We start from the raw sequence: 22,066 nt of genomic DNA, 5'->3' as shown, positions 1-22,066 counted from the left end.
GTCCGTGTCACTGGGCCGGCAGCTCCACGACGACGGTGCCGAAGTGCCGCCCTTCGAACAGTTCCTGCAACGCCTGAGGGGCCCGTTCGATGCCCGGGATCCGTACATGCGGAAAGGAGATCTCACCGGAGCGCAACCAGCCACCGAACCGCTTGGCCCACTCCTCCGCCACCTCGGGATGGTCGATGCCGCTGTAACCGCGCAGCGTGATCCCCTGGTTGATGACGCGGAAGGTGTCGATCTCCGCCGGAGCGCTGTCACCGTCCCGGTGCGGTGACAGTTGGCCGGACAGCGCGCCGACGAGCGCGAAGCGGGCGCCGCGGCGCGCCGCTGTGAGCGCTGCTGTCAGCTGCTCGCCGCCCACGGTGTCCACCAGGACGTCGATGCCTTGGGGTGCCGCAGTGCCCAACTGCCGGACGAGCGTGGGGGATTGGTCACCGGACACCACCACCGAGTCGTAGCCCAGTTCGGTGCGTAGCCGCTCGGCCTTGGCCGGGGAGCGGGTACTGCCGATGACCTTCCCGGCGCCCAGCAGCCTGGCGACCGGACCGGCCAGGGTCCCCACCGCGCCCGCCGCCCCCGTGACCAGGACCGTGTCGCCGGGACGGACGTCGGCGAGCCGGGTGAGCGCACCGTAGGCGGCCGACCCCGACGACAGGTGGGCGACCGGGTCCGGCAGCACATCGCCGACCGGGGTGCAGTCGCCTGCGGCCACCAGCGCGTGCTCGCGCCACCCGAGCAGGTGCGTGACGGTGTCTCCCGGCTGCAGCGGACTGCCCCGGCCCGCGCCGACGACCTCGCCGACAGCGGGGCCGAAAAGCACGTCACCGGCGTTGACCGGCGGCAGCGGTACTCCCTCGAGTGCGCCTCCGATCAGGGTGCGCAGCCCGGGGAACACAAGGAAGTACCGGTTGTGGACGAGGACTTGACCGGGGCCGGGCGTGGGCAGTGGCTGCGAGACGACGGCGAAATGCTCGGGGCCGGGCAGCCCCTCAGGGGCAGTGACAAGCCGGATCTCGCGGGTGGCGGACGGCAGGGTAGTGGCCATGGGGGGCTCCTGTTCGGGAGAAGCGAAGCGGGCCGAGCGGGACGAACGGCCGGTGCGGGCGCGCAGACGTTAGCCCCTGACGCGCGCGTCAAAGGCAAGTACGGCTGCCCGCAGCGTTCACGCCGGTCCCGTGTCCGCTGTGCAAGACCTGTCCGGAAAGTTATTGACCAACGTGGTGGACCTCTGCTGAACTCCCGTGCCATGAACCCGCGCGTGGAACTCACTCGGCGGCGCCCCATCGATCTGGCGCACGTCTCCAGCGCGTTTTGTTGTCGCTGACCCGGTAAGTGGTCCCCGGCGGCAACCGGTGCGCACCGACGGTGCGCGTCGTGCGGAGGCGGTCCGAAACCGCCCGTAATGCAGCGCCGTCCTGAGGGATCGCGGTGTCCGCCTCCTGAGTGACTGCTCCTCCGGCCTCACCTCTTCCGCGCGCTCCGCACAGGCTGAGGTTCGGTCTGCCCTGCGTCGCCATCGCACCGACTGCCCGATCTCCCGTCGATCGGCTCGCGAGTCGGCCGTTCACTCACGCTCTCCGCTCTCCGCTCTCCGCTCTCCGCACGGAGCACCCAGCTCTCGGCTGTGCGCCCACTTCCTCCCGAGAAGGACTCCCTCATGCCTGTGTCCATCCGTAAGCTCACCGGCCGCATCGGCGCGGTCGTTGAGGGCGTCGACCTCACGGCGACCCCCGATCTCTCGACGGTCACGGCGCTCCGTGACTCCCTCAACGAGCACAAGGCGATCGTCTTCGATGACGTCAACCTCGACAACGCCGGCCAGGAGCGCGTGGCCCGGTGGTTCGGCGAACTCACCACCGCCCACCCCAACGTGCCGGCCGCCGACGGCACGACGAACGTGCTCGCCGTCGACAGCGAGACGTCCAAGGCCAACGAGTGGCACACGGACGTCACCTTCGTGGCCAACCCGCCTCAGCTCACCACGCTCCGGTCGATCGTGACCACGCCGTACGGCGGCGAGACGCTTATCGCCAACGCCGCCGCGGCCTACCGCGACCTGCCCGAACCGCTGCGCGCCCTCGCGGACACGCTGCGCGTCGTGCACACCAACCAGTACGACTACGCCCGACCTTCGGCCACGTCGGCACAACGGCAGGAGTACGACCGCATCTTCGTGTCGACGCCGTACGAGGCGGAGCACCCCGTCGTGCGGGTGCATCCGCTGACGGGCGAACGCGGGCTGTTCATCGGCGGGTTCGCCAAGCGGATCGTCGGCCTGTCGAGCGGCGAGTCGGCCGATCTGCTGCGCCTCCTCCAGTCGTACGTGACGCGTCCGGAGAACATCCTGCGCTGGACCTGGTCACCGAACCAGCTGCTGATCTTCGACAACCGGATCACCCAGCACTACGGGGTGGACAACTACGACGACCACCCGCGCCGCCTCAACCGGGTGACGGTCGCCGGCGAGGTGCCGGCCGGTGTCGACGGCCGCCGCAGCGAGCAGCTCGTCGGCGATGCCTCGCACTACAGCAGCGTACTGGCGGTGGCCGCATGACGGAGTTCAGCCTCAAGGCGCCTGGCGTCACCAAAAGCTCCGACGCCGAGACGGCGAGCGCGCGGGAACGCGAGGTGTTCCTGCCGCGCGACGCCCACCGCCGGACGCCGCTCAGCACACTACGCGAGCGCCTTCGCTGGCCCCTCGGGGTCTATACGACTCCGGTCGTGATCCTCCTGGCCTGGGAGGTACTCGCCCGGGCCGGAGTGGTGTCGAAGACCTACGCTCCGGCGCCGACCTCGATCGTGAAGTCCGCCGCCGACCTGTGGCAGCAAGGCGTCCTTGGGCCGGACCTGGCCATCTCGCTGCAGCGGGCCGGCATCGGTCTTGCGATCGGGCTGACGGTCGGCCTCGTCACCGGAGTGCTCGGTGGGCTGCTGCGCAGCGGTGAGTACCTGTTCAACGGCCTCGTGCAGGTGCTCAACACCATCCCGCTCCTCGCGGTGCTGCCGCTGATGATCGTGTGGTTCGGCATCGACGAGCTCACGAAGGTACTGCTGATCTCCTTCGGAGCCGGTGTCCCGATGTATCTCAACCTGTTCGCCGCGATCCGTGGCGTCGACCAGCGTCTGATCGAGATGGCGCGGACGACGGGCGCGGGCACCTGGCGCCTGGTGACGCGCGTGCTGGTGCCGGGAGCCCTGCCGGGGTTCCTGGTCGGCCTGCGGTTCTCTCTCGCGTACAGCGTCCTGGGCCTCGTCGCCGCCGAAACCGTCAACGCCGACAAGGGACTTGGCTTCCTCATCACTCAGGGGCAGACCTATCTGCAGACCAACCAGGTCTTCGTGGGGCTGGTGATCTACTCGTTCCTCGGTCTGCTCGCCGACCAGTTCGTCCGGGTTCTCGAGCGGGTGCTGCTGCGGTGGCGACCCAGTTATGAGGCGTCATGAGCAGCACGATCGCGACCGAGCCCGGTCGGTGGACAGGGGTCTTCATCGAGCAGGTGGTCCGTCGGTTCGGTGACCGGGTGGTGCTCGACCACCTCGACCTCACCATCGCCGACGAGGAGTTGGTGATCCTGCTGGGCCCCTCGGGCTGCGGCAAGAGCACCCTTCTGCGTCTACTCGCCGGCCTCGACCGGCCCGACGGCGGGCGGGTCGAGGTCCCGGCGCGGCGTGCGATCGTCTTCCAGGCCGACCGGCTGCTGCCGTGGCAGCGGGTCCTGCGCAACGTCACGCTCGGTCTGCACGGACCCGACGCGGAACAGCGGGCCCTCGACGTGCTCGCCGAGGTCGGACTCTCGGGCCGTGAGAAAGCGTGGCCCAAGGAGCTCTCCGGCGGCGAGGCCCAGCGGGTGTCGCTCGCGCGGGCACTGGTCTCGGAGCCCGAACTCGTGCTGCTTGACGAGCCGTTCGCGGCCCTCGACGCCATCACACGGCTGCGCATGCACGACCTTGTACGGGCCCTGCGGACCAAGCACCACGCGGCCATGCTGCTCGTCACCCACGACGTCGACGAGGCGATCGCCCTGGCGGACCGCATCGTCGTCATGAGCAACGGCCGCATCGGCACCTCGCACGAGGTGCACCTCTCCGCCGCGGACCGCGAAGCGAGCGTCGCACGCGAGGAACTGCGCGCCCGACTGCTGGACGACCTCGGACTCGCCGGCCAGCACTGACCTTCCCCCATAACCCTCACTCAGCACAGAAAGCACACCACATCCCATGCGTAAGAGAACCAGCAGACTCATCGGCGCCGTCGGCTCGCTCGCCCTGGCGAGCACCCTCGTCGCCTGCGGATCGTCCTCGTCGGACACGGCCGCGCCGCTGAGCAACGCCGCCGACGCGAGCGACGCCAAGCACCCCGAGTGGAGCAAGTACACCTTCACCATCGGCGACAACGGCGGTGACGGCAGCCAGGAGCTGGCAAAGATCACCGGCGTGTTCGACAACGCGCCCTACAAGGTGAAGTTCGCCCGCTTCACCTACGGCCCGCCCCTCGTGCAGGCCGCCGCCTCGGGCGACATCGACCTCGGCAGCGTGGGCGACGTACCGCCGATCACCGGTGCCGCGAAGGAATACGGATTCAAGATCGTCGCCGTCAACCGCTCCCTCACACCCGACCAGGCGGTGGAGAACATCATCGTGCCTAAGGGCTCGAAGCTGAAGACGGCCGCCGACCTCAAGGGCAAGAAGATCGCTGTTCCCCAGGGCAGTTCGGCCCACGGCCTGGCCCTGAACGCGCTGAAGAGCGTCGGCCTCACCCTCAAGGACGTGAAGCTGACCTTCCTCGACCCGGCGGCGGGCGCCACGGCGTTCAGCACCGGCAAGGTGGACGCCTGGTCGATCTGGAACCCGCAGTCCGCGATCGCGGTCAGGAACGGCGCGCGGATCCTGGTGAAGGGGCTCCCGCCCATCGACCAGACGAGCAGCTACTACGTCGCAAGTGACACCTCGCTCAAGGACAAGACCAAGCGTGCTGCTCTCACGGACGTCCTGAGGAGGCTCTCGCGGGAGTTTGCCTGGGCCGTCAAGAACCCCGACACATACGCGCAGGCGCTCTCGAAGGAGCAGGGCATCCCGCTGGCCGACGCCAAGGCATCCCTGGCCGCCTACTCGAACCGGGTGACCCCGGTGGAGCAGTCGGACATCGAGCTGGAGCAGAAGCTCGCCGACGCCTTCCTGGAGGCGGGCCAGATCACCGAGAAGGTCGACGTCAAGTCGATCACCGACAACCTCCTCCCGGACGGTTACGACAGCTCCAAGCTGAAGGTCACCTCATGAGCGGGGGACGACGGCGGAGGCTTCACCTCAACGCCTTCCTGATGGAAGCGGGCCATCACGAGGCGGCGTGGCGGCTCCCGCACAGCAACCCCCGGGCGGACTTCGACCTGCGGCACTGGATCGAGCTGGCGCAGCTGGCCGAGAGCGCCAAGTTCGACTCGCTGTTCCTCGCCGACGGCCCGGCCCTCATCGGCACCGGCGAGTTCCGGCCCCCGGGCCGGCTCGAACCGCTGACGCCGCTGACCGCGCTGTCTCAGGCGACAGCAGGATCGGGCTCATCGCGACCGTGTCGTCGACGTACAACGAGCCGTACAACCTCGCCCGCCGGCTCGCGTCCGTCAACCACGTCAGCGGCGGCCGCGCCGGCTGGAACATCGTCACCTCGGCAGGGGCGGACGAGGCGGCCGACTTCGATCTCGACGACCGCCCCAGTCACGCCGAACGCTACGCCCGCGCCGACTAGTTCCTGAAGGTCGCCAAAGCGCTGTGGGACAGCTGGGAGTCCGAGGCGGTCGTCGCGGACAAGTCCACCGGACGCTACGCCGTCCCCGAGCGGCTGCACCGGCTCGGCCATCAGGGCCCGTACTTCAAGGTGGCCGGCCCGCTCAACGTCGAGCGTCCGCCGCAGGGTTACCCGCTGCTCGTCCAGGCCGGCTCCTCCGAAGACGGAAAGGACTTCGCGGCCCGCCACGCCGAGGCGATCTTCACCGCCCACACGACGTACGAACGCGCGGCGGCCTTCTACGCCGACATCAAGGCACGGACCAGGGCCGCCGGGCGCGATCCGGACGGAGTCGTCGTCCTGCCGGGCATCGTCCCGTACATCGGGTCGACCGAGGAGAAGGCTCGGGCGCTTGCGCAGCAGTTCGACGAGCTGCGCGTCCCGGAGTATGGGCTGCGCCAGCTGGCCGCCGTGTTCGAGACCGAGCCGTCGGTCTTCGAACTCGACGAGCCCCTGCCTGAGTTCATCCTCGCCAGGCCGAAACTGGAAGGCTCGCAGAGCCGGTCCGACCTGATCATCGAGCTCGCGGTGCGCGAAAAGCTGACGGTCCGGCAGATCATCTCCCGGCTCGGCGGCGGACGCGGCCACTTCGAGTTCGTCGGCACGCCTGAGCAGGTCGCGGACACGATCATCGCGTGGTTCGAATGGGACGTGGTCCGCGACCCGCGAAGGGCTGGGGGCGAGTGGCGAGGAGCTCTTCCGGGTCAGGGAAGCGGCCGCGATGGTGGCCCACGGACGTTGGATGTACCACGCGGCACTGCAGCGCACCGAATCGCGCGGTATGCACAAGCGGGCCGACCGGCCGACGCAGGACCCGGTCCAGCACTACCGGCTGCTCACCGGTGGGCTCGACCAGGTCTGGAGCAGTCCCGAGCCGGCGTCGCGGGCGCTGGTCACGGTCGGAGGCCGAGCCGCATGATCGAGATCGTCGAGCCGGACCGCTGCATCGCCTGCGACCGGTGCATCGAGGTGTGCCCGACGCGCGTCTTCGACCGCGGCGCCGACGGCGCTCCGGTGATCGCGCGACAGGACAGCTGCCAGACCTGCTTCCAGTGCGAGGCGTACTGCCCGACCGACGCGCTCCTCGTCGCCCCGCTGGTGACCGCGGTCGCTCCGGGCTCGCGCTTCCTTGATGTGACACAGCTCGAGGAATCCGGTCTGCTCGGCGGATCCGGCGTGAACTCGGCTGGGGCAGGGGAAGGACGCTCGGTGCCCGCACCGCGGTCGGACCGGAGTATCCGGACTGACCGGCCTGAGCCGGCGCAGGTTCAACACCCGGACTCCTTACTCGGCCGAGGACGCTGGACACCGACCTCGAAGGTTGACTTGTCGCACGCCACTCAGAAGCTCCGCAAAAATGGCAAAGGTCGCAGGTGTAAATCTTATGGTTTCGGCGGCGCGAAGGGTCCTCGCGGGCGAGAGCCTGCGGGGCCCTTTTGTGTGAGCCTTCAGCAGTGAGCACGCTGCTCGTCGGCACGTCACCCACGCCGACTCGTCCGACGCCGGATACACCGCGCACCACGGGATGCCCTCGGGCGCCCCGACCCGGCCGAGGGCATCGGTACGAGTTCCATCGCAGGAGACCGTCGCCTCCCGACGGTTGCAATGGGAAACCTGTGCCCTGCGCTCCGCCGTCGATGTCGAGTTGTGGGTCGACCTGGTCCAGCTCGACACCGTCCACCGCGACCACCTGGAGGCCGCCGCCGTCCAGCGCGTCGCCGACCATCCCGCGCTGTGGGTCCACGGCCGCCGCCTGGCCGTTCACCCGGCCCTCGGCGGCCACCTCGACCTCGACGGCATCGAACGCCGCCACCGCGCCTGCTGTCAGGACCTGGAGGACGCCGGAGCGGCCATCCGTATCCTGGACTGGACGGCCTACGCCGCCCCCTGGCCGTTCCATCTGGTGGACCGCCGTTGACATATGTTCGGGCCGTTGTCTTAATTACGGCTCAGAACGGTCATGAGCGTCAGCGACAAGCCCTGGCTTGCTGACCGGCAACCCTCGCGCCGCGGTGGGGTGCCCCAGGTGACGACCGGACCGGATGACGTTTCGGTAAGCGCGAGGCCCACAGGGCCGGAACAGTGACGGTGACGCCATGTACGCAGCTCCCAGGACGGCGACGCGCCGCCCGCAGGGCTGCGTACGGCCGTACGTGAACCTGCTCGTCGCCGACCGTGCCGTCGATCTGCTCCGCGTGAACAGCGCACTGTGTACCGCACCGGGCCGCGCCCGCTGTCGGGGCTGACCCCTCCCCGCAGCCCCCGCACTTCCTGACGAGCACCGCGCCCGCGGTGTGCCGTTGCCCTCCTCCGCCCCCGGTACCTCGCCGTCGTGTGCGCCGCCGCATGCCGCCGTGCTTCCGGGGTGTTCCCACCCAGCCGGAGCCCACCATGAGTGAACCCCCTGGTGCCACCGTCACCCTCGCCGAGGCGCCGACCACCGACGAACCGGCAAAAGCCCTCACCGCCCAGCGTGTTCTTCCGCTGCGGCGGCCAGGTCGCTGGATCGTCACCGCGGTCGTGCTGGTCCTCGTCGCCCAGTTCGTGCACGGACTGGTCACCAACCCCTTCTACCAGTGGGACCGCTGGAGCTACTGGTTCCTGCGCCCCACCATCCTCGACGGCCTGCTGATCACCCTCCAAGTCACCGCCTACAGCGCGGTGCTGGGCCTGATCGGCGGCATTCTGCTCGCCCTGGCCCGGCTGTCGAAGAGCCCGGTGTTGCGCGCGGTCAGCTGGACCTACGTATGGGCGCTGCGTTCCATCCCGCTCATCGTGGTGCTGATCTTCCTCTACAACTTCAGCGCCCTGTACATGACGTTGAGCGTCGGCATCCCCTTCGGCCCGGCCTTCTTCTCCTTCGACGAGTCGAGACTCGCCACCGACATGGTCGTCGCCGTCATCGGCCTCAGCCTCAACGAGGCCGCCTACGCTGCCGAGGTGGTCCGCGGCGGGATCCTCTCCGTCGACCAGGGGCAGCACGAGGCGGCCGCGGCGCTCGGCCTGCCCAAGGGCTACCAGTTCCGCAGGATCGTCTTCCCGCAGGCGCTGCGCTCGATCATCCCGAACTACGTCAACCAGCTCATCGGCCTGATCAAGGGCACCTCGCTGGTCTTCTACGTCTCCCTGCTCGACCTGTTCGGCTCCGCGCAGACCATGGGCTCCACCTACCCAGGCGACATCGTGCCGCTGCTGCTGGTCGTCACCGTCTGGTACCTGATCCTGACCAGCGTCGTCTCCGTCGTCCAGTTCTACGTCGAGCGGTACTACGCCCGCGGTGCCACCCGCAGCCTGCCGCCGACGCCGCTGCAGAAGCTCCGCACCGGTCTGACCGACCTGCGGGCCCGTATCCGCCGGGAGGCCGCCGTATGACCGCCGACACGCTCGAAGCCCTGGCGGACGTCGAGGCCGCCACCGTCGAGGTGCACGACGTGCACAAGTGGTACGGCACCCACCGGGTGCTGGACGGCGTCGACCTGACCGTCCGCCCCGGCGAGGTCACCGTCATCCTGGGCCCCTCCGGCTCCGGCAAGTCCACCCTGCTGCGGGTCATCAACCACCTGGAGAAGCCCGAGATCGGCTACGTCAGTATCAACGGCGAGCTGATCGGCGTGAAGCGCCAGGGCGAGCGGTTGAAGGAGCTGAGCGAGCGAGCCATCCTCACCCAGCGCGGCCGGATCGGCTTCGTCTTCCAGAACTTCAACCTCTTCCCGCACCTGACCGTGCTGGACAACGTGGCCGCGGCCCCGGTCGCGACCGGGAAGCTCACCAAGCCCGAAGCTCGGGAACTGGCCCGAGAGTTGCTCGTCCGGGTCGGCCTCGCCGACAAGACCGCCGCCTACCCGCGCCAGCTCTCCGGCGGCCAGCAGCAGCGCGTCGCCATCGCCCGAGCCCTCGCCCTGCGCCCCGGAGTCATCCTCTTCGACGAGCCCACCTCCGCCCTGGACCCTGAACTGGTCGGCGAAGTCCTCGCCGTCATCAAGGACCTGGCGACCAGCGGCACCACCCTCGTCATCGTCACCCACGAGATCGGCTTCGCCCGTGAGATAGCCGACCGGGTCGTCTTCATCGACGGCGGCAAGATCGTCGAGCAGGGCCCGCCCTCCGAGGTCCTCGACAAACCGCGGCACGAGCGGACCAGGGACTTCCTCAGCAAGGTCCTCTGACCCTCCGCACCCCCCAGACCTCCCCCCACGCCACCCTCATCACCTTCAGCGACAAGGAACGGCCATGCCCACCCAGTTCACCCGACGCAGCCTGATACGCGGCATCACCGCGGCGACCGCCGTCGCCTCCCTGGCCACCGGGCTCGCCGCCTGCGGTGGCAACAGTGACGCGGCCACCACCACCGACAGCGCCAAGTCCGGCGAGGTCGTCATCGGACGGGTCTCCAACGGCGCCGCCACCCAGACCACCATCAAGGTCTCCGAGGTCAAGTCCATCAGCGCCGAACTGCCCGCCGCCGTCAAGAAGAGCGGCAAGCTGGAGATCGGCATCGGTGCCCTGCCCACCGGGTTCCCGCCGCTGGCGTACGTCGGCAACGACCAGAAGACCCTCACCGGCTCCGAGCCCGACCTCGGCCGCCTGGTCGCCGCGGTGTTCGGTCTCAAGCCCGAGGTGAAGAACTCCACGTGGGAGAACCTGTTCGTCGGCATCGACAGCGGCAAGGTCGACGTGGCCTTCGCCAACGTCACCGACACCGAGGAGCGCAAGAAGAAGTACGAGTTCGCCTCCTACCGGCAGGACAACCTCGCCTTCATCGTGCCGAAGAAGAGCGCCTGGAACTTCGACGGCAACTACGAGAACCTCGCCGGCAAGACGATCGCCGTCGCCTCCGGAACCAACCAGGAGAAGATCCTCCTGGAGTGGAAGGACAAGCTGGCCAAGGAGGGCAAGAAGCTCACCGTCAAGTACTTCCAGGACAGCACCAGCACCTACCTGGCCCTGAACAGCGGCAAGGTAGACGCCTCCTTCGGCCCCAACCCCGGTTTCGCGTACCACAACCGTCAGGTGGCCAACACGCCCAACGCCACCCGCACCGCGGGCACCTACTCCGGCGCGGGCGCGAACCTGCAGGGCCTGATCGCGGCAACGGCGAAGAAGGACAGCGGACTCGCCAAGCCGCTCGCCGACGCCATCAACTACCTGATCAAGAACGGTCAGTACGCCGAGTGGCTCAAGGCGTACGACCTCTCCAACGAGGCCGTCGCCAAGTCCGAGGTCAACCCGCCGGGCCTGCCGCTCGACAACTCCTGACCACCGCGTGCCGGGGATTCCGCCACTGCCCCACGGTGGAATCCCCGCGCGCCGGACACCCCGAGCCGCACCCCGGAGACCACCACACCATGTCCGTCACCACCCTCGACACCAGCTCCTCGCACATCCTGGACAACCCCGCCTGGGCCGCGCTCACCGGCCCCCACGCCCACTTCGCCGAACGAATCGGCCACGCCGCCCGCTATCACCAGGACGTGGCTCCCTTCTACGCCGTCTCCGACGAGGACGACCCGCGCGCCTGGGGCGACCTTGCCGCGCTCGTCGGCCCCGGCGGCACCGCCGCGGTGCGGGGCGTGACCGAGGCGGCGGAGGGCTGGGAGGTCGTGCGCACGGGGCACGGCGTCCAGCTCGTGGACACCGCACTGCGCGCGGAGCCCGACCCCGAGGCCGTACGGCTCGGGACCGACGATGTGCCCGAGATCCTGGACCTGGTCGCCCGCACCGAGCCGGGCCCCTATCTGCCCCGCACCGTCGAACTGGGCACCTACCTCGGCATCCGTCACCAGGGCCGGCTGATCGCCCTGGCCGGCGAGCGACTGCACCCGCCCGGCTGGACGGAGATCAGTGCCGTGTGCACCGACCCCGCGCACCGCGGCCGGGGCCTGGCCACCCGGCTGGTCCGCGCGGTTGCCGCCGGGATCAAGGAGCGCGGCGAACGCCCCTTCCTGCACGCCGCGGCCACCAACGCGAACGCGATCCGGCTGTACGAGTCGATCGGGTTCACGCTGCGCCGCCGTACCGCCTTCTCGCTCGTCCGGCACACCGGGGCCGCCGCGCTGGAAGAAACGGCATAGCAGTGCCGTTGTCCTTAGTCGACGGTGAGTGCTTGCCCCACTCGGACGGAGGTGCGACACGTGACACGTGTACTCCGTGCCGTGCGCCTCCACTCCCGGCCCCACATCGACCTGCAGCGCGTGGCCGGCTCCCTCTGTAGCTCCTGACCCCGTTTCCCCAGCCGCCGTGCGCCCCGACTCCCGCGGGCCGGCGATCTCGTACGGACCTCCAGGAAGGCACCTCGTGTCCTCAACTCCCGCTTTTCCTCTGCACCTTGCCGTCGCCCTTGAGGGCACCGGCTGGCACCCCGCCTCCTGGCGCGAGCAGGTCGCCCGTCCCCGGGAGCTGTTCACCGCCGGCTACTGGGCCGACCTGGTCGCCGAGGCCGAACGCGGCCTGCTCGACTTCGTCACCTTCGAGGACGGCCTGGGCCTGCAGTCCTCCCTCCCCCAGTCTCGACTTCGCTCGACCGGGGGGACCCCCATCGGCGAGTTGGACGGCCGCACCGACCAGGTCCGCGGCCGACTCGACGCCGTCCTGACCGCCTCCCGCGTCGCGCCGCTCACCCGGCACATCGGCCTGGTGCCGACCGTGATCGCCACCCACACGGAGCCGTTCCACATCTCCAAGGCGATCGCCACCCTCGACTACGTCAGCAACGGCCGGGCCGGCCTGCGCGTCCAGATCAGCGCCCGCCCGCACGAGGCCTACCACTTCGGCCGCCGTACCTTCCCGCCGATCAACCTGGACGAACTGCGGACCCCGGCCGGGCAGGAGCGTCTCACCGATCTGTTCGACGAGGCCGCCGACTACGTCGAGGTCGTGCGGCGGCTGTGGGACAGCTGGGAGGACGACGCCGAGATCCGGGACGTGGCCACCGGCCGCTTCGTCGACCGGGACAAGCTGCACTACATCGACTTCGAGGGCCGGTTCTTCAGCGTCAAGGGCCCGTCCATCACCCCGCGCCCGCCGCAGGGCCAGCCGCTGGTCACCGCCCTCGCCCACCAGACCGTCCCGTACCGGCTCGTGGCCCGCCAGGCGGACGTCGGCTACGTCACCCCGCACGACGCCGAGCAGGCCCGCGCGATCGTCGCCGAGATCCGTGCCGAGCAGGAGGCGGCCGGACGCACAGGCGAACTCCCGTATGTCTTTGGCGACTTGGTGGTCTTCCTGGACGACGACCAGGCCGCTGCGGAGGACCGGCGCGCACGCCTCGATGCGCTCGCGGGAGAGCCGTACACCAGCGACGCCCGGATCTTCACCGGAACGCCCGCCCAACTCGCCGATGTGCTCCAGGAGCTGGCGGCGGAGGGGCTGAGCGGCTTCCGGCTGCGGCCCGCCGTCGCCGGACACGACCTGCCGGCCATCACCCGGGGCCTCGTCCCCGAACTCCAGCGCCGGGGCGCCTTCCGCGCCGCCTACGAAGCCGACACCCTCCGCGGCCTGCTGGGCCTGCCCCGCCCCGCCAACCGCTACGCCGCAGCGACCGCCTGAGCCAAAAGGACCCGCACTGACATGACCAGCAAGCCGCTGAAGCAGATCCATCTGGCCGCGCACTTCCCGGGCGTCAACAACACCACCGTGTGGAGCGATCCCAAGGCCGGCAGCCACATCGAGTTCAGCTCCTTCGCCCACTTCGCGCGCACCGCCGAACGCGCCAAGTTCGACTTCCTGTTCCTCGCCGAGGGCCTCAGGCTGCGCGAACAGGGCGGCAAGATCTACGACCTGGACGTGGTCGGCCGCCCCGACACCTTCACCGTCCTCGCCGCGCTTGCCGCCGTCACCGAACACCTCGGCCTGACCGGCACCATCAACTCCACCTTCAACGAGCCGTACGAGGTGGCCCGCCAGTTCGCCAGCCTTGACCATCTCTCCGGCGGCCGCTCCGCCTGGAACGTGGTCACCTCCTGGGACGCCTTCACCGGCGAGAACTTCCGCCGCGGCGGCTTCCTGCCCCAGGAGGAGCGCTACTCCCGCGCCAAGGAGTTCCTGGCCACCGCGAACGAGCTCTTCGACTCCTGGCACGGCGACGAGATCCTCGCCGACCCGGCCACGGGTGTCTTCCTGAGGGACGCGAAGGCCGGATCCTTCGTCCACAGCGGGCAGCACTTCGACATCCACGGCCAGTTCAACGTCCCGCGCTCACCGCAGGGCCGCCCGGTTATCTTCCAGGCCGGTGACTCCGAGGAGGGCCGCGAGTTCGCCGCCTCCTCCGCCGACGCCATCTTCAGCCGCCACGCAACCCTGGAGGGCGGCCAGGCCTTCTACACGGACGTCAAGAACCGCCTCGCCAAGTACGGCCGCCGCCACGACGAACTGCTCATCCTGCCCGCCGCGAGCTTCGTCCTCGCCGACACCGACGAAGAGGCCGGGGAACTGGCCAAGGAGGTGCGCCGCCAGCAGGTCAGCGGGGCCACCGCGCTCAAGCACCTGGAGTTCGTCTGGAACCGGGACCTGTCCTCCTACGACCCCGAGGGCCCGCTGCCCGACATCGACCCGGACGTCAGCGCCGACCACATCTCCAAGGGTCGGGCCCAGGTCCGCATGTACCGCGACCCGCTGGCCACCGCCCGCGAGTGGCGTGAGCTGGCCGCGGCCAACAACTGGTCGATCCGCGACCTGGTCATCGAGACGGGCAACCGCCAGAACTTCATCGGCTCCCCGGCGACCGTCGCCCGCACCATCAACGAGTACGTCCAGGCGGACGCGAGTGACGGCTTCATCCTCGTCCCGCACATCACCCCGACCGGCCTCGACGTCTTCGCCGACAAGGTCGTACCGCTCCTTCAGGAACAGGGCGTCTTCCGCACCGACTACGAGGGCCCGACCCTCCGCCACCACCTCGGCCTCGCCCTTCCCCACTCTCGGCTTCGCTCGAGCGGGGGGACCCCCATGGACGATCTGCGGGACGAGGAGCGGGTGGTGTCGTGAAATTCCTCGCCATCACACTCATCGTGCACCGTCCGGATCCCATCACCGGGGTACAGAAGCCGACCCACGACCGCTTCCGCGAGGTCCTCGACAACGCGCTGCTCGCCGAGGAGCTGGGCTTCGACGGCTTCGGCGTGGGGGAGCGCCACGAACGGCCGTTCATCTCCTCCTCACCGACCGTCGTACTCAGCCATGTGGCCGCCCTGACGAAGCGCATCCGCCTGTTCACGGCCGTCACGACGCTCAGCCTGCTGGACCCGGTCCGGGCATACGAGGACTACGCCACCCTCGACCACCTGTCCAACGGGCGCCTCGACCTGATCATCGGCAAGGGCAACGGCGCCGCCCAGCGCGACCTGTTCCACGTCACGCCCGAGGACCAGTGGGACCGCAACGCCGAGAGTTACGAGGTCTTCCGGAAGATCTGGCGCCAGGACAAGGTCACCGCCGACACCCGCTTCCGTCCCCCGCTGACGGACGCCGAGGTGTGGCCGCGGCCGTATCAGCGGCCGGTCCGGGTCTGGCACGGCAGCGCGACCAGCAAGGAGTCGGTCGACCTGGCCGCCCGCTACGGCGACCCGCTCTTCTCGGCGAACGTCACCCACCCCATCGAGCCGTACGCCGAGTTGATCCGCCACTACCGCGAACGCTGGGAGCACTACGGCCACGACCCGGCGAAGATCGCCATCGGCGCGGGCACGGCGGGCGTCCACGTCGCGCCCACCTCCCAGGAAGCGCTGGCAGCGTACCGGCCGGTCTTCGAGTCCAATCTGGCGTTCTTCAAGAAGGCCGGACTGCCGGTCGTCTTCGAGACCCTGGAGGACTTCGTCGAGCGCAGCTCCGCTCTGATCGGCAGCCCGCAACAGGTCATCGACAAGGTGCACCGCTACCACGAGCAGTTCGGCCACACGGTGGTGCACCTGCACGCGGACGCGAGCGGGCTGACGGAGTCCCAGCACCGCGCCTCCCTCGAGCTGTTCCAGTCCAAGGTCGCCCCCGTGCTGCGCCGCGAGATCCCGGACCCGCCGTTCGTGTGGGGCCCCGTGCTTCCGGCCCCACCGCTCACCCAGGAGTCCGTCCATGTCTGATATTGCCCTCGGTGTTCTGGACCTGGTCCCGATCCCCTCCGGCTCGACAGCGGCCGATGCCCTGCGCAACTCCATCGACCTCGCACAGCAGGTCGAGCGCTTAGGATATGCCCGCTACTGGTTCGCCGAGCACCACCTCAATCCGGGCGTGGCCGGCACGTCCCCCGCAGTCGTCCTGGCCCTGACCGCATCCGCCACCTCCACCATCCGGCTCGGTTCCGGGGCCGTGCAGCTCGGGCACCGCACGGCGCTGTCCACCGTGGAGGAGTTCGGCCTGCTCGACGCGCTGCACCCGGGCCGCTTCGACCTGGGCCTGGGCCGCTCGGGCGGCCGCCCGCCGGAACAGCCGGCCGCACCGTTGCCGACGGCGACCCCGGTCGTCGACGGCCGCACCCCGAACGGCCTGTTGATCCCGCCCCGCTTCTCCTTCGGGGTGCTGTGCCAGCCCGGAACGGACGATCGCCTGCTCGATGGTGTCGACCCGCAGATGCACCGCACCGATCCGGGCCGCCAGCAGACGGGCGAGCGTGGTCTTGCCGGTGCCGGGCAGGCCACCCATGACGATGAGCACAGGATCACCCCTCCGTCAGCCGTCGCGAAGAAGCGCCGTACGCCTGAGCGTTGCGCACGAAGAGTTCGTGCAGGTCGCGGACCGCCCGCGGAACGGAGCCGGAATGGCGGCGCTGCAGTACCAGCAGTACGTCGGTCGCATCCCCCGCGAGCGGCCGCACAGCGATCGCGCCCCGTCGTTCCAGCGGGTCGCCGACGACGCTGAAGTCCGGCAGCACTGTGGCCCCCAGCCCCTCGGCCACCATCAGTTTGCCCATCTCCGCGCCGTCGGTGGAGTACGAGAAGGACGGAGTCCGGCCGCGCAGCAGCCGGTGCACGAAACGGTGCATCACATAGCCGGACCGCATCACGACCAGCGGCTCGGCCAGGAGACTGTCCGCGTCCACCGCATCCATGGCCGCCAGCGGACTGTCCGGACGCACGCACACCACCGGCCGGCCGCAGAGCAACTCCGTCGTCTCGAAGCCGGGCGGCATGTCGTCGCCCCGGAGGTAGTTCACCAGTCCCAGGTCGAATGCGCCCTCCAACAGCCCGCGGTGGATGTCGGCCTGCTGCGCGCCGACCAACTCCACCTGGGTGACCGGGTGCGAGGCCCGGAACTCGCGCACGGTCGGGATGACCAGCGGGACGGTGGCTGTGTTCACCGTCCCGAGCCGGACCATGCGGCTGATGCGGTGCTGGTCGCCGGCAGCGCCGCGCAGCCGGTCGACCGCGTCCAGCACGCTCATGATGTGCGGCAGCAGCTCGCGTCCCTCGTCGCTGATCTTCGCGCCGGACCGCTTGCGCTCCAGCAGGTCCACGCCGAGCTCGCGCTCCAGATTGCGTACGGTCTCGCTGAGCGCTGGCTGGGACAGGTGCAGTTCCTCGGCGGCGCGCCGCAGCGAACCGAGCCGTGTGACGGCAGCGATGTATTCGAGCTGTTCGATACGCACGTACAGGAGACTGCGCCCTCCCGGGACCGGGTTCAAGGGAATCCCTGTCACAACCTCGTGAATACCGACTCTCACCATGTGGAATCACATCCGGGCATTCTTGACCGGCCAGACTCCTTCCTGGTTCGATCGGTGGCATGAAGCGACAGGACCTCACGCGGCGACGCCACGTCGACCTTGCGCGTGTTTCCAGCGCCTTCTGTCGCTGTCGGGTCTGAGCGCACCCGAGGGAAATCCTCTCACCCGCTCCGTCTGTGACTTCCTTCCATGAATTCCGGTCCCGGCCCATTTCCTTCGTGACGACGGCTTTCCCGGAGACCCCGCTCCAGCGTGCCTGAATTCCGCGGAACTCATTCGTCCTGCCCGCGCAGCATTCTCCTGCCAGGAGTCCCCGTGCCCGCATCCTCCGCATACCCCGGATCCGATCCCGTCCGCTTCGCCTACTGGGTGCCGAACGTCAGTGGCGGCCTCGTCACCAGCACCGTCGAGCAGCGCACCGACTGGGGCTACGACTACAACCGCGAACTCGCCGTCCTCGCCGAGAACAACGGCTTCGACTACGCGCTCAGCCAGGTCCGCTACATGGCCAGCTACGGTGCCGAGTACCAGCACGAGTCGACCACTTTCAGTCTGGCCCTGCTGCTCGCCACCCAGCGGCTCAAGGTCATCGCCGCCGTGCATCCCGGCCTGTGGCACCCGGGCGTCCTCGCCAAGCTCGGCGCCACCGCCGACCACTTGTCGCACGGCCGCTTCGCCGTCAACGTGGTCAGTGGCTGGTTCAAGGGCGAGTTCACCGCTCTTGGCGAGCCCTGGCTGGAGCACGACGAACGCTACCGGCGCTCCGAGGAGTTCATCCGCGCTCTGCGGAAGATCTGGACCGAGGACCACGCCGAACTCGCCGGTGACTTCTACCGGTTGCGCGACTTCTCCCTCAAGCCCAAGCCGCTGAACACCCCCGAGCGCCCGCACCCGGAGATCTTCCAGGGCGGCAACTCCAGCGCCGCCCGCGCCATGGCCGGCCGCGTCTCCGACTGGTACTTCTCCAACGGCAAGGACTTCGACGGCGTCACCGAGCAGATCCAGGACGTCCGTGCCTCCGCCGCCCAAGCGGGCCGTACCCCGCCGAAGTTCGGCCTCAACGGCTTCCTCATCGCTCGCGACACCGAGGCCGAGGCCCGTGAGACTCTCCGCGAGATCGTCGCCAAGGCCGACACCCAGGCCGTGCACGGCTTCCGCGACGCCGTCCAGCAGGCCGGTCCGTCCACCGGCGACGGCAAGGGCATGTGGCAGGACTCCACGTTCGAGGACCTCGTCCAGTACAACGACGGCTTCCGCACGGGTCTGATCGGCACCCCCGAGCAGATCGCCGAGCGGATCGTCGCCTACAAGCGGCTCGGCGTCGACCTCTTCCTCCTCGGCTTCCTGCACTACCTGGAGGAGGTCGAGTACTTCGGCAGGAGGGTGCTGCCCCTGGTACGCGAACTGGAGGCACAGGAAGCCTAGTCCGAGCCCGCCGCCGCCCACGCCTGACCGCGGCCCGCACACGAAACGACGAACCGAAAGGTCCTCCCATGGCCACCATCCTGTCCATCTCCGGAAGCCCCTCCGCCACCTCCCGCACCGCTCGGCTGCTGCGCCACCTGGACGAGCGGCTCATCGCGCAGGGACACGAGGTGATCGCGCTGGACGTTCGTACCCTGCCTGCCGAGGCGCTGCTCGGGGCCGACTTCGGTCACCCGGCGATCGTCCGGGCCGCCGCCCTGTTCGAGCAGGCGGACGGGGTGGTGATCGGTACCCCCGTCTACAAGGCCGCCTACTCCGGGCTGCTGAAGTCCCTGCTCGACCTGCTGCCGCAGTACGCCCTGGCGGGCAAGACGGTCCTGCCGCTGGCCACCGGCGGCACCACCGCCCACGTCCTGGCCATCGACTACGCCCTGCGCCCGGTGCTGGCCTCCATGGGCCCCGCGCACATCACGCCGGGCTGGTTCACGCTTGACAAGGACATCACGGTGGGCGAGGACGGCAGGCTGACCGTCGCGCCGGGATCGGCCGAGGCGCTGGCGCAGGTCACGGACCAGTTCTCGGCCGCGCTGGGCGGCCGGACGACGCTGCTGGCGGCCGCCGGATGAGCGCCGCGCACGTCATCGCGGACGACGCCGAGGCCCTGGCCGTGGCCGCGGAGCTGGCCGGGGACTTCCGCAAGGGGGCCGCCGAGCGGGACGCGCGGCGCAGGCTCCCGCACGCGGAGCTGGAGCGGCTGTCCGCCTCCGGGCTGCTCGCCGTGACCGTGCCCGCCCGGTTCGGCGGCGCGGACATCCGTGCGGACACGCTCGCCGAGATCTTCCGACTGCTGGCCGCCGCCGACGCCAGCCTGGCCCAGATCCCGCAGAGCCACTTCGTGTACGTGGGCGTGCTGCGCCGGCAGGGAACCGACGAGCAGCGGGAGTTCTTCTTCGGCGAGGTCCTGGCGGGCGGGCGGTTCGGCAACGCCCAGTCCGAGGCGGGCACCCAACACGTCCAGGACATCCGCACCCGCCTCGCCCGGCTCCCGGACGGGTCGTACGTCCTGGACGGCGTCAAGCACTACTCCACGGGCGCGCTGTTCGCCCACTGGATCCCCGTCCTCGCCCGCACCGAGGACGACACCCTGCAGGTGGCGTACGTACCGCGCGACGCGCCCGGCCTCACGGTCGTGGACGACTGGGACGGCATGGGACAGCGCACCACCGCCAGCGGCACCGTCCGCCTGGAGTCGGTGCCCGTGCCCGCCGACCGCGTGGTGCCCCACCATCTCACCTTCCAGGGACCCCAACTCCACGGTGCGGTAGCTCAGTTGCTGCACGCGGCCATCGATGCCGGGATCGCCTCCGGGGCGCTGGCCGAGGCGGTGGAGTTCGTCCGTACGAAGAGTCGCCCCTGGTTCGAGAGCGCTGCCGAAGGGCACGCGACCGCCGCGGAGGATCCGCTGCTGATCCAGCGGTTCGGCGAACTGGCGATCAGACAACGGGCTGCCCAAGCGTTGCTCCGCGAGGCCGCCCGCGCGGTAGACGACGCCCGCGCCGATTTGACTGACGACTCGGCCGCCGAAGCCTCGATCGCGGTGGCCACCGCGAAAGTGACGGCGGCCGAGGCCGCCGTGGAGGTCGCCAGCGCCCTGTTCGAGGTCTCCGGCACCCGCTCGGCGCTCGACTCCCTGGGCCTGCACCGCCATTGGCGCGACGCGCGCACCCACACCCTGCACGACCCGGCCCGCTGGAAGGTCCAGCACATCGGCCGCTACGTGCTGGGCGGCACCAGGCCGCCCCGCCACGGCCTCCTCTGACGAACGCTGACGAAATCCGATCGGAGCCCCCACGTGTCCCTCACCTTCCACTGGTTCCTGCCCACCAACGGCGACAGCCGCCACGTCGTCGGCGGCGGCCACGGCACCCCCGCCACGGAGTCCGGGCGGGACCGGCCGCCGACGGTCGCCTACCTGAGCCAGATCGCCCGCGCCGCCGAAGACCTGGGTTTCGTCGGCGCGCTCACGCCGACCGGCGCGTGGTGCGAGGACGCTTGGCTGACCACCGCCATGGTCAGCCAGAACACCGAGCGCCTGAAGTTCCTCGTCGCCTTCCGCCCCGGCTTCGTCTCGCCGACGCTCGCGGCCCAGATGGCCTCCACATTCCAGCGGCAGACCGGCGGACGGCTCCTGCTCAACGTCGTAACCGGCGGCGAGAGCCACGAACAGCGGGCCTACGGCGACTTCCTGGACAAGGACGCGCGGTATCGCCGTACCGGCGAATTCCTGGAAATCGTCCGGGGGCTGTGGCAGGGCAAGACCGTCGATCTGCACGGCGAGCACCTCCGGGTCGAGGACGCCAGGCTCGCCCGGCTGCCCGACCCCGTTCCCGAGGTGTACTTCGGGGGCTCCTCGCCCATCGCGGGAGAGGTCGCCGCCAGGCATGTCGACGTCTACCTCACCTGGGGCGAGCCGCCGGCCCAGGTCGCCGAGAAGATCGCCTGGATCAGAGGGCTCGCCGCGCAGGAGGGTCGCAGCGTCCGCTTCGGCATCCGGCTGCACGTCATCACCCGCGATACCTCCGAGCAGGCCTGGGCCGAGGCGGAGCGGCTGCTGGCGGGCTTCGACGCGGCGACCGTGCGGCAGGTCCAGGCCGGGCTTGCCCGCAGCGAGTCGGAGGGCCAGCAGCGGATGCTGGCCCTGCACGGGGGCGGGAGCGGGGACGGGCTGGAGATCCACCCCAACCTGTGGGCGGGCATCGGCCTGGTGCGCGGCGGCGCGGGCACGGCTCTGGTCGGCAGCCACGAGGAGGTCGCCGAGCGGATCAAGGAGTACGCGGCCCTGGGCATCGAGGAGTTCATCTTCTCCGGGTATCCGCATCTGGAGGAGGCGTACTGGTTCGGCGAGGGCGTGCTGCCGAAGCTTCAGGCGCAGGGTCTGTGGAGGCACCCGTACGGGCAGCAGGTGGGCCCCGCCGCCCAGGTCCCCTTCGCCGGTGCCGGGACCGCGTGATGACCTAGGTGATCGCCGACGACGCCGAGGTTCGAGGGCTTCAATTCGCCTACGCCGCCACCCTCGGCACCTTCGCCGACTTCCTCGACCTCGTCGTCCCGGCGCAGCCGCGGCAGGATCCCGGCTCCGTCCGGCGGCGCCACGCTCCGCGAACGCCTCCACGGCGCGGTCGGCAGCCCCCGGGTCAGGGCCGACCAGC

Annotated in this window: 21 protein-coding genes, 4 pseudogenes and 1 riboswitch; of the genes and pseudogenes, 22 read left to right on the top strand and 3 right to left on the bottom strand. The window is 69.9% G+C overall.

Annotated features, from left to right (window positions below):
- Positions 1–7: 7 nt before the first annotated feature.
- Positions 8–1,048, bottom strand: coding sequence for an MDR family NADP-dependent oxidoreductase (locus GQF42_RS02490; RefSeq protein WP_158917212.1), 1,041 nt, complete (start codon positions 1,046–1,048; stop codon positions 8–10).
- Positions 1,049–1,660: 612 nt separating this feature from the next.
- Between GQF42_RS02490 and GQF42_RS02485 the strand changes: the two genes are divergently transcribed.
- The 17 genes and pseudogenes from GQF42_RS02485 to GQF42_RS02405 all read left to right on the top strand — a co-directional run.
- Positions 1,661–2,557, top strand: a complete 897-nt coding sequence (locus GQF42_RS02485; protein WP_158917210.1) for a TauD/TfdA dioxygenase family protein — start codon at positions 1,661–1,663, stop codon at positions 2,555–2,557.
- Complete coding sequence (locus tag GQF42_RS02480; protein ID WP_158917208.1) at positions 2,554–3,447, top strand: ABC transporter permease; 894 nt, start codon at positions 2,554–2,556, stop codon at positions 3,445–3,447. The genes GQF42_RS02485 and GQF42_RS02480 overlap by 4 nt, the downstream gene beginning before the upstream one ends.
- Positions 3,444–4,175, top strand: coding sequence for an ABC transporter ATP-binding protein (locus GQF42_RS02475; protein ID WP_158917206.1), 732 nt, complete (start codon positions 3,444–3,446; stop codon positions 4,173–4,175). The genes GQF42_RS02480 and GQF42_RS02475 overlap by 4 nt, the downstream gene beginning before the upstream one ends.
- Before the next feature lie 46 nt (positions 4,176–4,221).
- A complete protein-coding gene (locus GQF42_RS02470) occupies positions 4,222–5,280 on the top strand; it encodes an aliphatic sulfonate ABC transporter substrate-binding protein (protein ID WP_158917204.1) in 1,059 nt (352 codons plus the stop codon).
- A pseudogene (locus GQF42_RS02465) lies at positions 5,277–6,427 on the top strand (LLM class flavin-dependent oxidoreductase); the annotation flags it as partial. The gene GQF42_RS02470 and the pseudogene GQF42_RS02465, both read left to right, overlap by 4 nt.
- 270 nt (positions 6,428–6,697) lie before the next feature.
- Complete coding sequence (locus GQF42_RS44725) at positions 6,698–7,240, top strand: 4Fe-4S dicluster domain-containing protein (protein ID WP_199273019.1); 543 nt, start codon at positions 6,698–6,700, stop codon at positions 7,238–7,240.
- Positions 7,241–7,409: 169 nt separating this feature from the next.
- Positions 7,410–7,700 (top strand): annotated as a pseudogene (locus tag GQF42_RS02450) (glutathione S-transferase family protein); the annotation flags it as partial.
- 38 nt (positions 7,701–7,738) lie between these two features.
- A riboswitch (SAM riboswitch) is annotated at positions 7,739–7,848 on the top strand.
- A gap of 30 nt (positions 7,849–7,878) precedes the next feature.
- Positions 7,879–8,028 (top strand): hypothetical protein, encoded by a 150-nt coding sequence (locus GQF42_RS02445; protein ID WP_158917202.1) that lies wholly within the window; start codon positions 7,879–7,881, stop codon positions 8,026–8,028.
- A 145-nt stretch (positions 8,029–8,173) separates the two neighbouring features.
- Positions 8,174–9,154 carry an amino acid ABC transporter permease gene (locus GQF42_RS02440; protein WP_158917200.1) on the top strand — a complete coding sequence of 327 codons (981 nt, stop codon included), beginning with the start codon at positions 8,174–8,176 and terminating at the stop codon, positions 9,152–9,154.
- On the top strand, positions 9,151–9,948 hold the full coding sequence (locus GQF42_RS02435; RefSeq protein WP_158917198.1) for an amino acid ABC transporter ATP-binding protein: 798 nt from the start codon (positions 9,151–9,153) through the stop codon (positions 9,946–9,948). Before GQF42_RS02440 ends, GQF42_RS02435 begins: the two co-directional genes overlap by 4 nt.
- A gap of 64 nt (positions 9,949–10,012) precedes the next feature.
- A complete protein-coding gene (locus tag GQF42_RS02430) occupies positions 10,013–11,038 on the top strand; it encodes a transporter substrate-binding domain-containing protein (RefSeq protein ID WP_158917196.1) in 1,026 nt (341 codons plus the stop codon).
- 89 nt (positions 11,039–11,127) lie between these two features.
- Positions 11,128–11,853 carry a GNAT family N-acetyltransferase gene (locus GQF42_RS02425; RefSeq protein ID WP_158917194.1) on the top strand — a complete coding sequence of 242 codons (726 nt, stop codon included), beginning with the start codon at positions 11,128–11,130 and terminating at the stop codon, positions 11,851–11,853.
- 24 nt (positions 11,854–11,877) lie between these two features.
- Complete coding sequence (locus GQF42_RS47540) at positions 11,878–12,000, top strand: putative leader peptide (protein WP_372506417.1); 123 nt, start codon at positions 11,878–11,880, stop codon at positions 11,998–12,000.
- Positions 12,001–12,076: 76 nt separating this feature from the next.
- Positions 12,077–13,327: an LLM class flavin-dependent oxidoreductase gene (locus GQF42_RS02420; protein ID WP_158917192.1), complete on the top strand. Its 1,251-nt coding sequence runs from the start codon at positions 12,077–12,079 to the stop codon at positions 13,325–13,327.
- A gap of 21 nt (positions 13,328–13,348) precedes the next feature.
- Positions 13,349–14,764 (top strand): NtaA/DmoA family FMN-dependent monooxygenase, encoded by a 1,416-nt coding sequence (locus GQF42_RS02415; protein WP_233273192.1) that lies wholly within the window; start codon positions 13,349–13,351, stop codon positions 14,762–14,764.
- On the top strand, positions 14,761–15,852 hold the full coding sequence (locus tag GQF42_RS02410) for an LLM class flavin-dependent oxidoreductase (protein ID WP_158917190.1): 1,092 nt from the start codon (positions 14,761–14,763) through the stop codon (positions 15,850–15,852). Before GQF42_RS02415 ends, GQF42_RS02410 begins: the two co-directional genes overlap by 4 nt.
- Positions 15,845–16,138, top strand: a pseudogene (locus GQF42_RS02405) (LLM class flavin-dependent oxidoreductase); the annotation flags it as partial. The gene GQF42_RS02410 and the pseudogene GQF42_RS02405, both read left to right, overlap by 8 nt.
- 9 nt (positions 16,139–16,147) lie before the next feature.
- On the opposite strand, the pseudogene GQF42_RS45515 reads toward GQF42_RS02405, so the two are convergent.
- Together GQF42_RS45515 and GQF42_RS02395 are read right to left on the bottom strand one after the other, a co-directional pair.
- Positions 16,148–16,411, bottom strand: a pseudogene (locus tag GQF42_RS45515) (AAA family ATPase); the annotation flags it as partial.
- A 16-nt stretch (positions 16,412–16,427) separates the two neighbouring features.
- Positions 16,428–17,354: a LysR family transcriptional regulator gene (locus GQF42_RS02395; RefSeq protein ID WP_158917188.1), complete on the bottom strand. Its 927-nt coding sequence runs from the start codon at positions 17,352–17,354 to the stop codon at positions 16,428–16,430.
- Positions 17,355–17,491: 137 nt separating this feature from the next.
- Between GQF42_RS02395 and GQF42_RS47535 the strand changes: the two genes are divergently transcribed.
- The 5 genes from GQF42_RS47535 (at position 17,492) to GQF42_RS02375 (ending at position 21,867) form a co-directional block, all read left to right on the top strand.
- Positions 17,492–17,572 (top strand): putative leader peptide, encoded by an 81-nt coding sequence (locus GQF42_RS47535; RefSeq protein ID WP_351225063.1) that lies wholly within the window; start codon positions 17,492–17,494, stop codon positions 17,570–17,572.
- Between the two features lie 175 nt (positions 17,573–17,747).
- A complete protein-coding gene (gene sfnG, locus GQF42_RS02390; protein WP_158917186.1) occupies positions 17,748–18,857 on the top strand; it encodes a dimethylsulfone monooxygenase SfnG in 1,110 nt (369 codons plus the stop codon).
- 68 nt (positions 18,858–18,925) lie between these two features.
- Positions 18,926–19,483, top strand: a complete 558-nt coding sequence (ssuE, locus tag GQF42_RS02385; RefSeq protein WP_158917184.1) for an NADPH-dependent FMN reductase — start codon at positions 18,926–18,928, stop codon at positions 19,481–19,483.
- Complete coding sequence (locus GQF42_RS02380) at positions 19,480–20,676, top strand: SfnB family sulfur acquisition oxidoreductase (protein WP_158917182.1); 1,197 nt, start codon at positions 19,480–19,482, stop codon at positions 20,674–20,676. Before ssuE ends, GQF42_RS02380 begins: the two co-directional genes overlap by 4 nt.
- Before the next feature lie 33 nt (positions 20,677–20,709).
- Positions 20,710–21,867 carry an LLM class flavin-dependent oxidoreductase gene (locus GQF42_RS02375; protein WP_158917180.1) on the top strand — a complete coding sequence of 386 codons (1,158 nt, stop codon included), beginning with the start codon at positions 20,710–20,712 and terminating at the stop codon, positions 21,865–21,867.
- Positions 21,868–22,066: the final 199 nt, after the last annotated feature.

This window comes from Streptomyces broussonetiae (genome assembly GCF_009796285.1).
In the GTDB taxonomy this organism is placed as follows: domain Bacteria; phylum Actinomycetota; class Actinomycetes; order Streptomycetales; family Streptomycetaceae; genus Streptomyces; species Streptomyces broussonetiae.
This window is presented reverse-complemented; position numbering and strand designations above follow the sequence as displayed.

What these genes read in the sequence shown, in the direction of transcription:
- GQF42_RS02490 (WP_158917212.1), bottom strand. Translation starts at nt 1,048, where the DNA reads ATGGCCACTACCCTGCCGTCCGCCACCCGCGAGATCCGGCTTGTCACT.
- GQF42_RS02485 (WP_158917210.1), top strand. Translation starts at nt 1,661, where the DNA reads ATGCCTGTGTCCATCCGTAAGCTCACCGGCCGCATCGGCGCGGTCGTT.
- GQF42_RS02480 (WP_158917208.1), top strand. Translation starts at nt 2,554, where the DNA reads ATGACGGAGTTCAGCCTCAAGGCGCCTGGCGTCACCAAAAGCTCCGAC.
- GQF42_RS02475 (WP_158917206.1), top strand. Translation starts at nt 3,444, where the DNA reads ATGAGCAGCACGATCGCGACCGAGCCCGGTCGGTGGACAGGGGTCTTC.
- GQF42_RS02470 (WP_158917204.1), top strand. Translation starts at nt 4,222, where the DNA reads ATGCGTAAGAGAACCAGCAGACTCATCGGCGCCGTCGGCTCGCTCGCC.
- GQF42_RS44725 (WP_199273019.1), top strand. Translation starts at nt 6,698, where the DNA reads ATGATCGAGATCGTCGAGCCGGACCGCTGCATCGCCTGCGACCGGTGC.
- GQF42_RS02445 (WP_158917202.1), top strand. Translation starts at nt 7,879, where the DNA reads ATGTACGCAGCTCCCAGGACGGCGACGCGCCGCCCGCAGGGCTGCGTA.
- GQF42_RS02440 (WP_158917200.1), top strand. Translation starts at nt 8,174, where the DNA reads ATGAGTGAACCCCCTGGTGCCACCGTCACCCTCGCCGAGGCGCCGACC.
- GQF42_RS02435 (WP_158917198.1), top strand. Translation starts at nt 9,151, where the DNA reads ATGACCGCCGACACGCTCGAAGCCCTGGCGGACGTCGAGGCCGCCACC.
- GQF42_RS02430 (WP_158917196.1), top strand. Translation starts at nt 10,013, where the DNA reads ATGCCCACCCAGTTCACCCGACGCAGCCTGATACGCGGCATCACCGCG.
- GQF42_RS02425 (WP_158917194.1), top strand. Translation starts at nt 11,128, where the DNA reads ATGTCCGTCACCACCCTCGACACCAGCTCCTCGCACATCCTGGACAAC.
- GQF42_RS02415 (WP_233273192.1), top strand. Translation starts at nt 13,349, where the DNA reads ATGACCAGCAAGCCGCTGAAGCAGATCCATCTGGCCGCGCACTTCCCG.
- GQF42_RS47535 (WP_351225063.1), top strand. Translation starts at nt 17,492, where the DNA reads ATGAAGCGACAGGACCTCACGCGGCGACGCCACGTCGACCTTGCGCGT.
- ssuE (WP_158917184.1), top strand. Translation starts at nt 18,926, where the DNA reads ATGGCCACCATCCTGTCCATCTCCGGAAGCCCCTCCGCCACCTCCCGC.
- GQF42_RS02380 (WP_158917182.1), top strand. Translation starts at nt 19,480, where the DNA reads ATGAGCGCCGCGCACGTCATCGCGGACGACGCCGAGGCCCTGGCCGTG.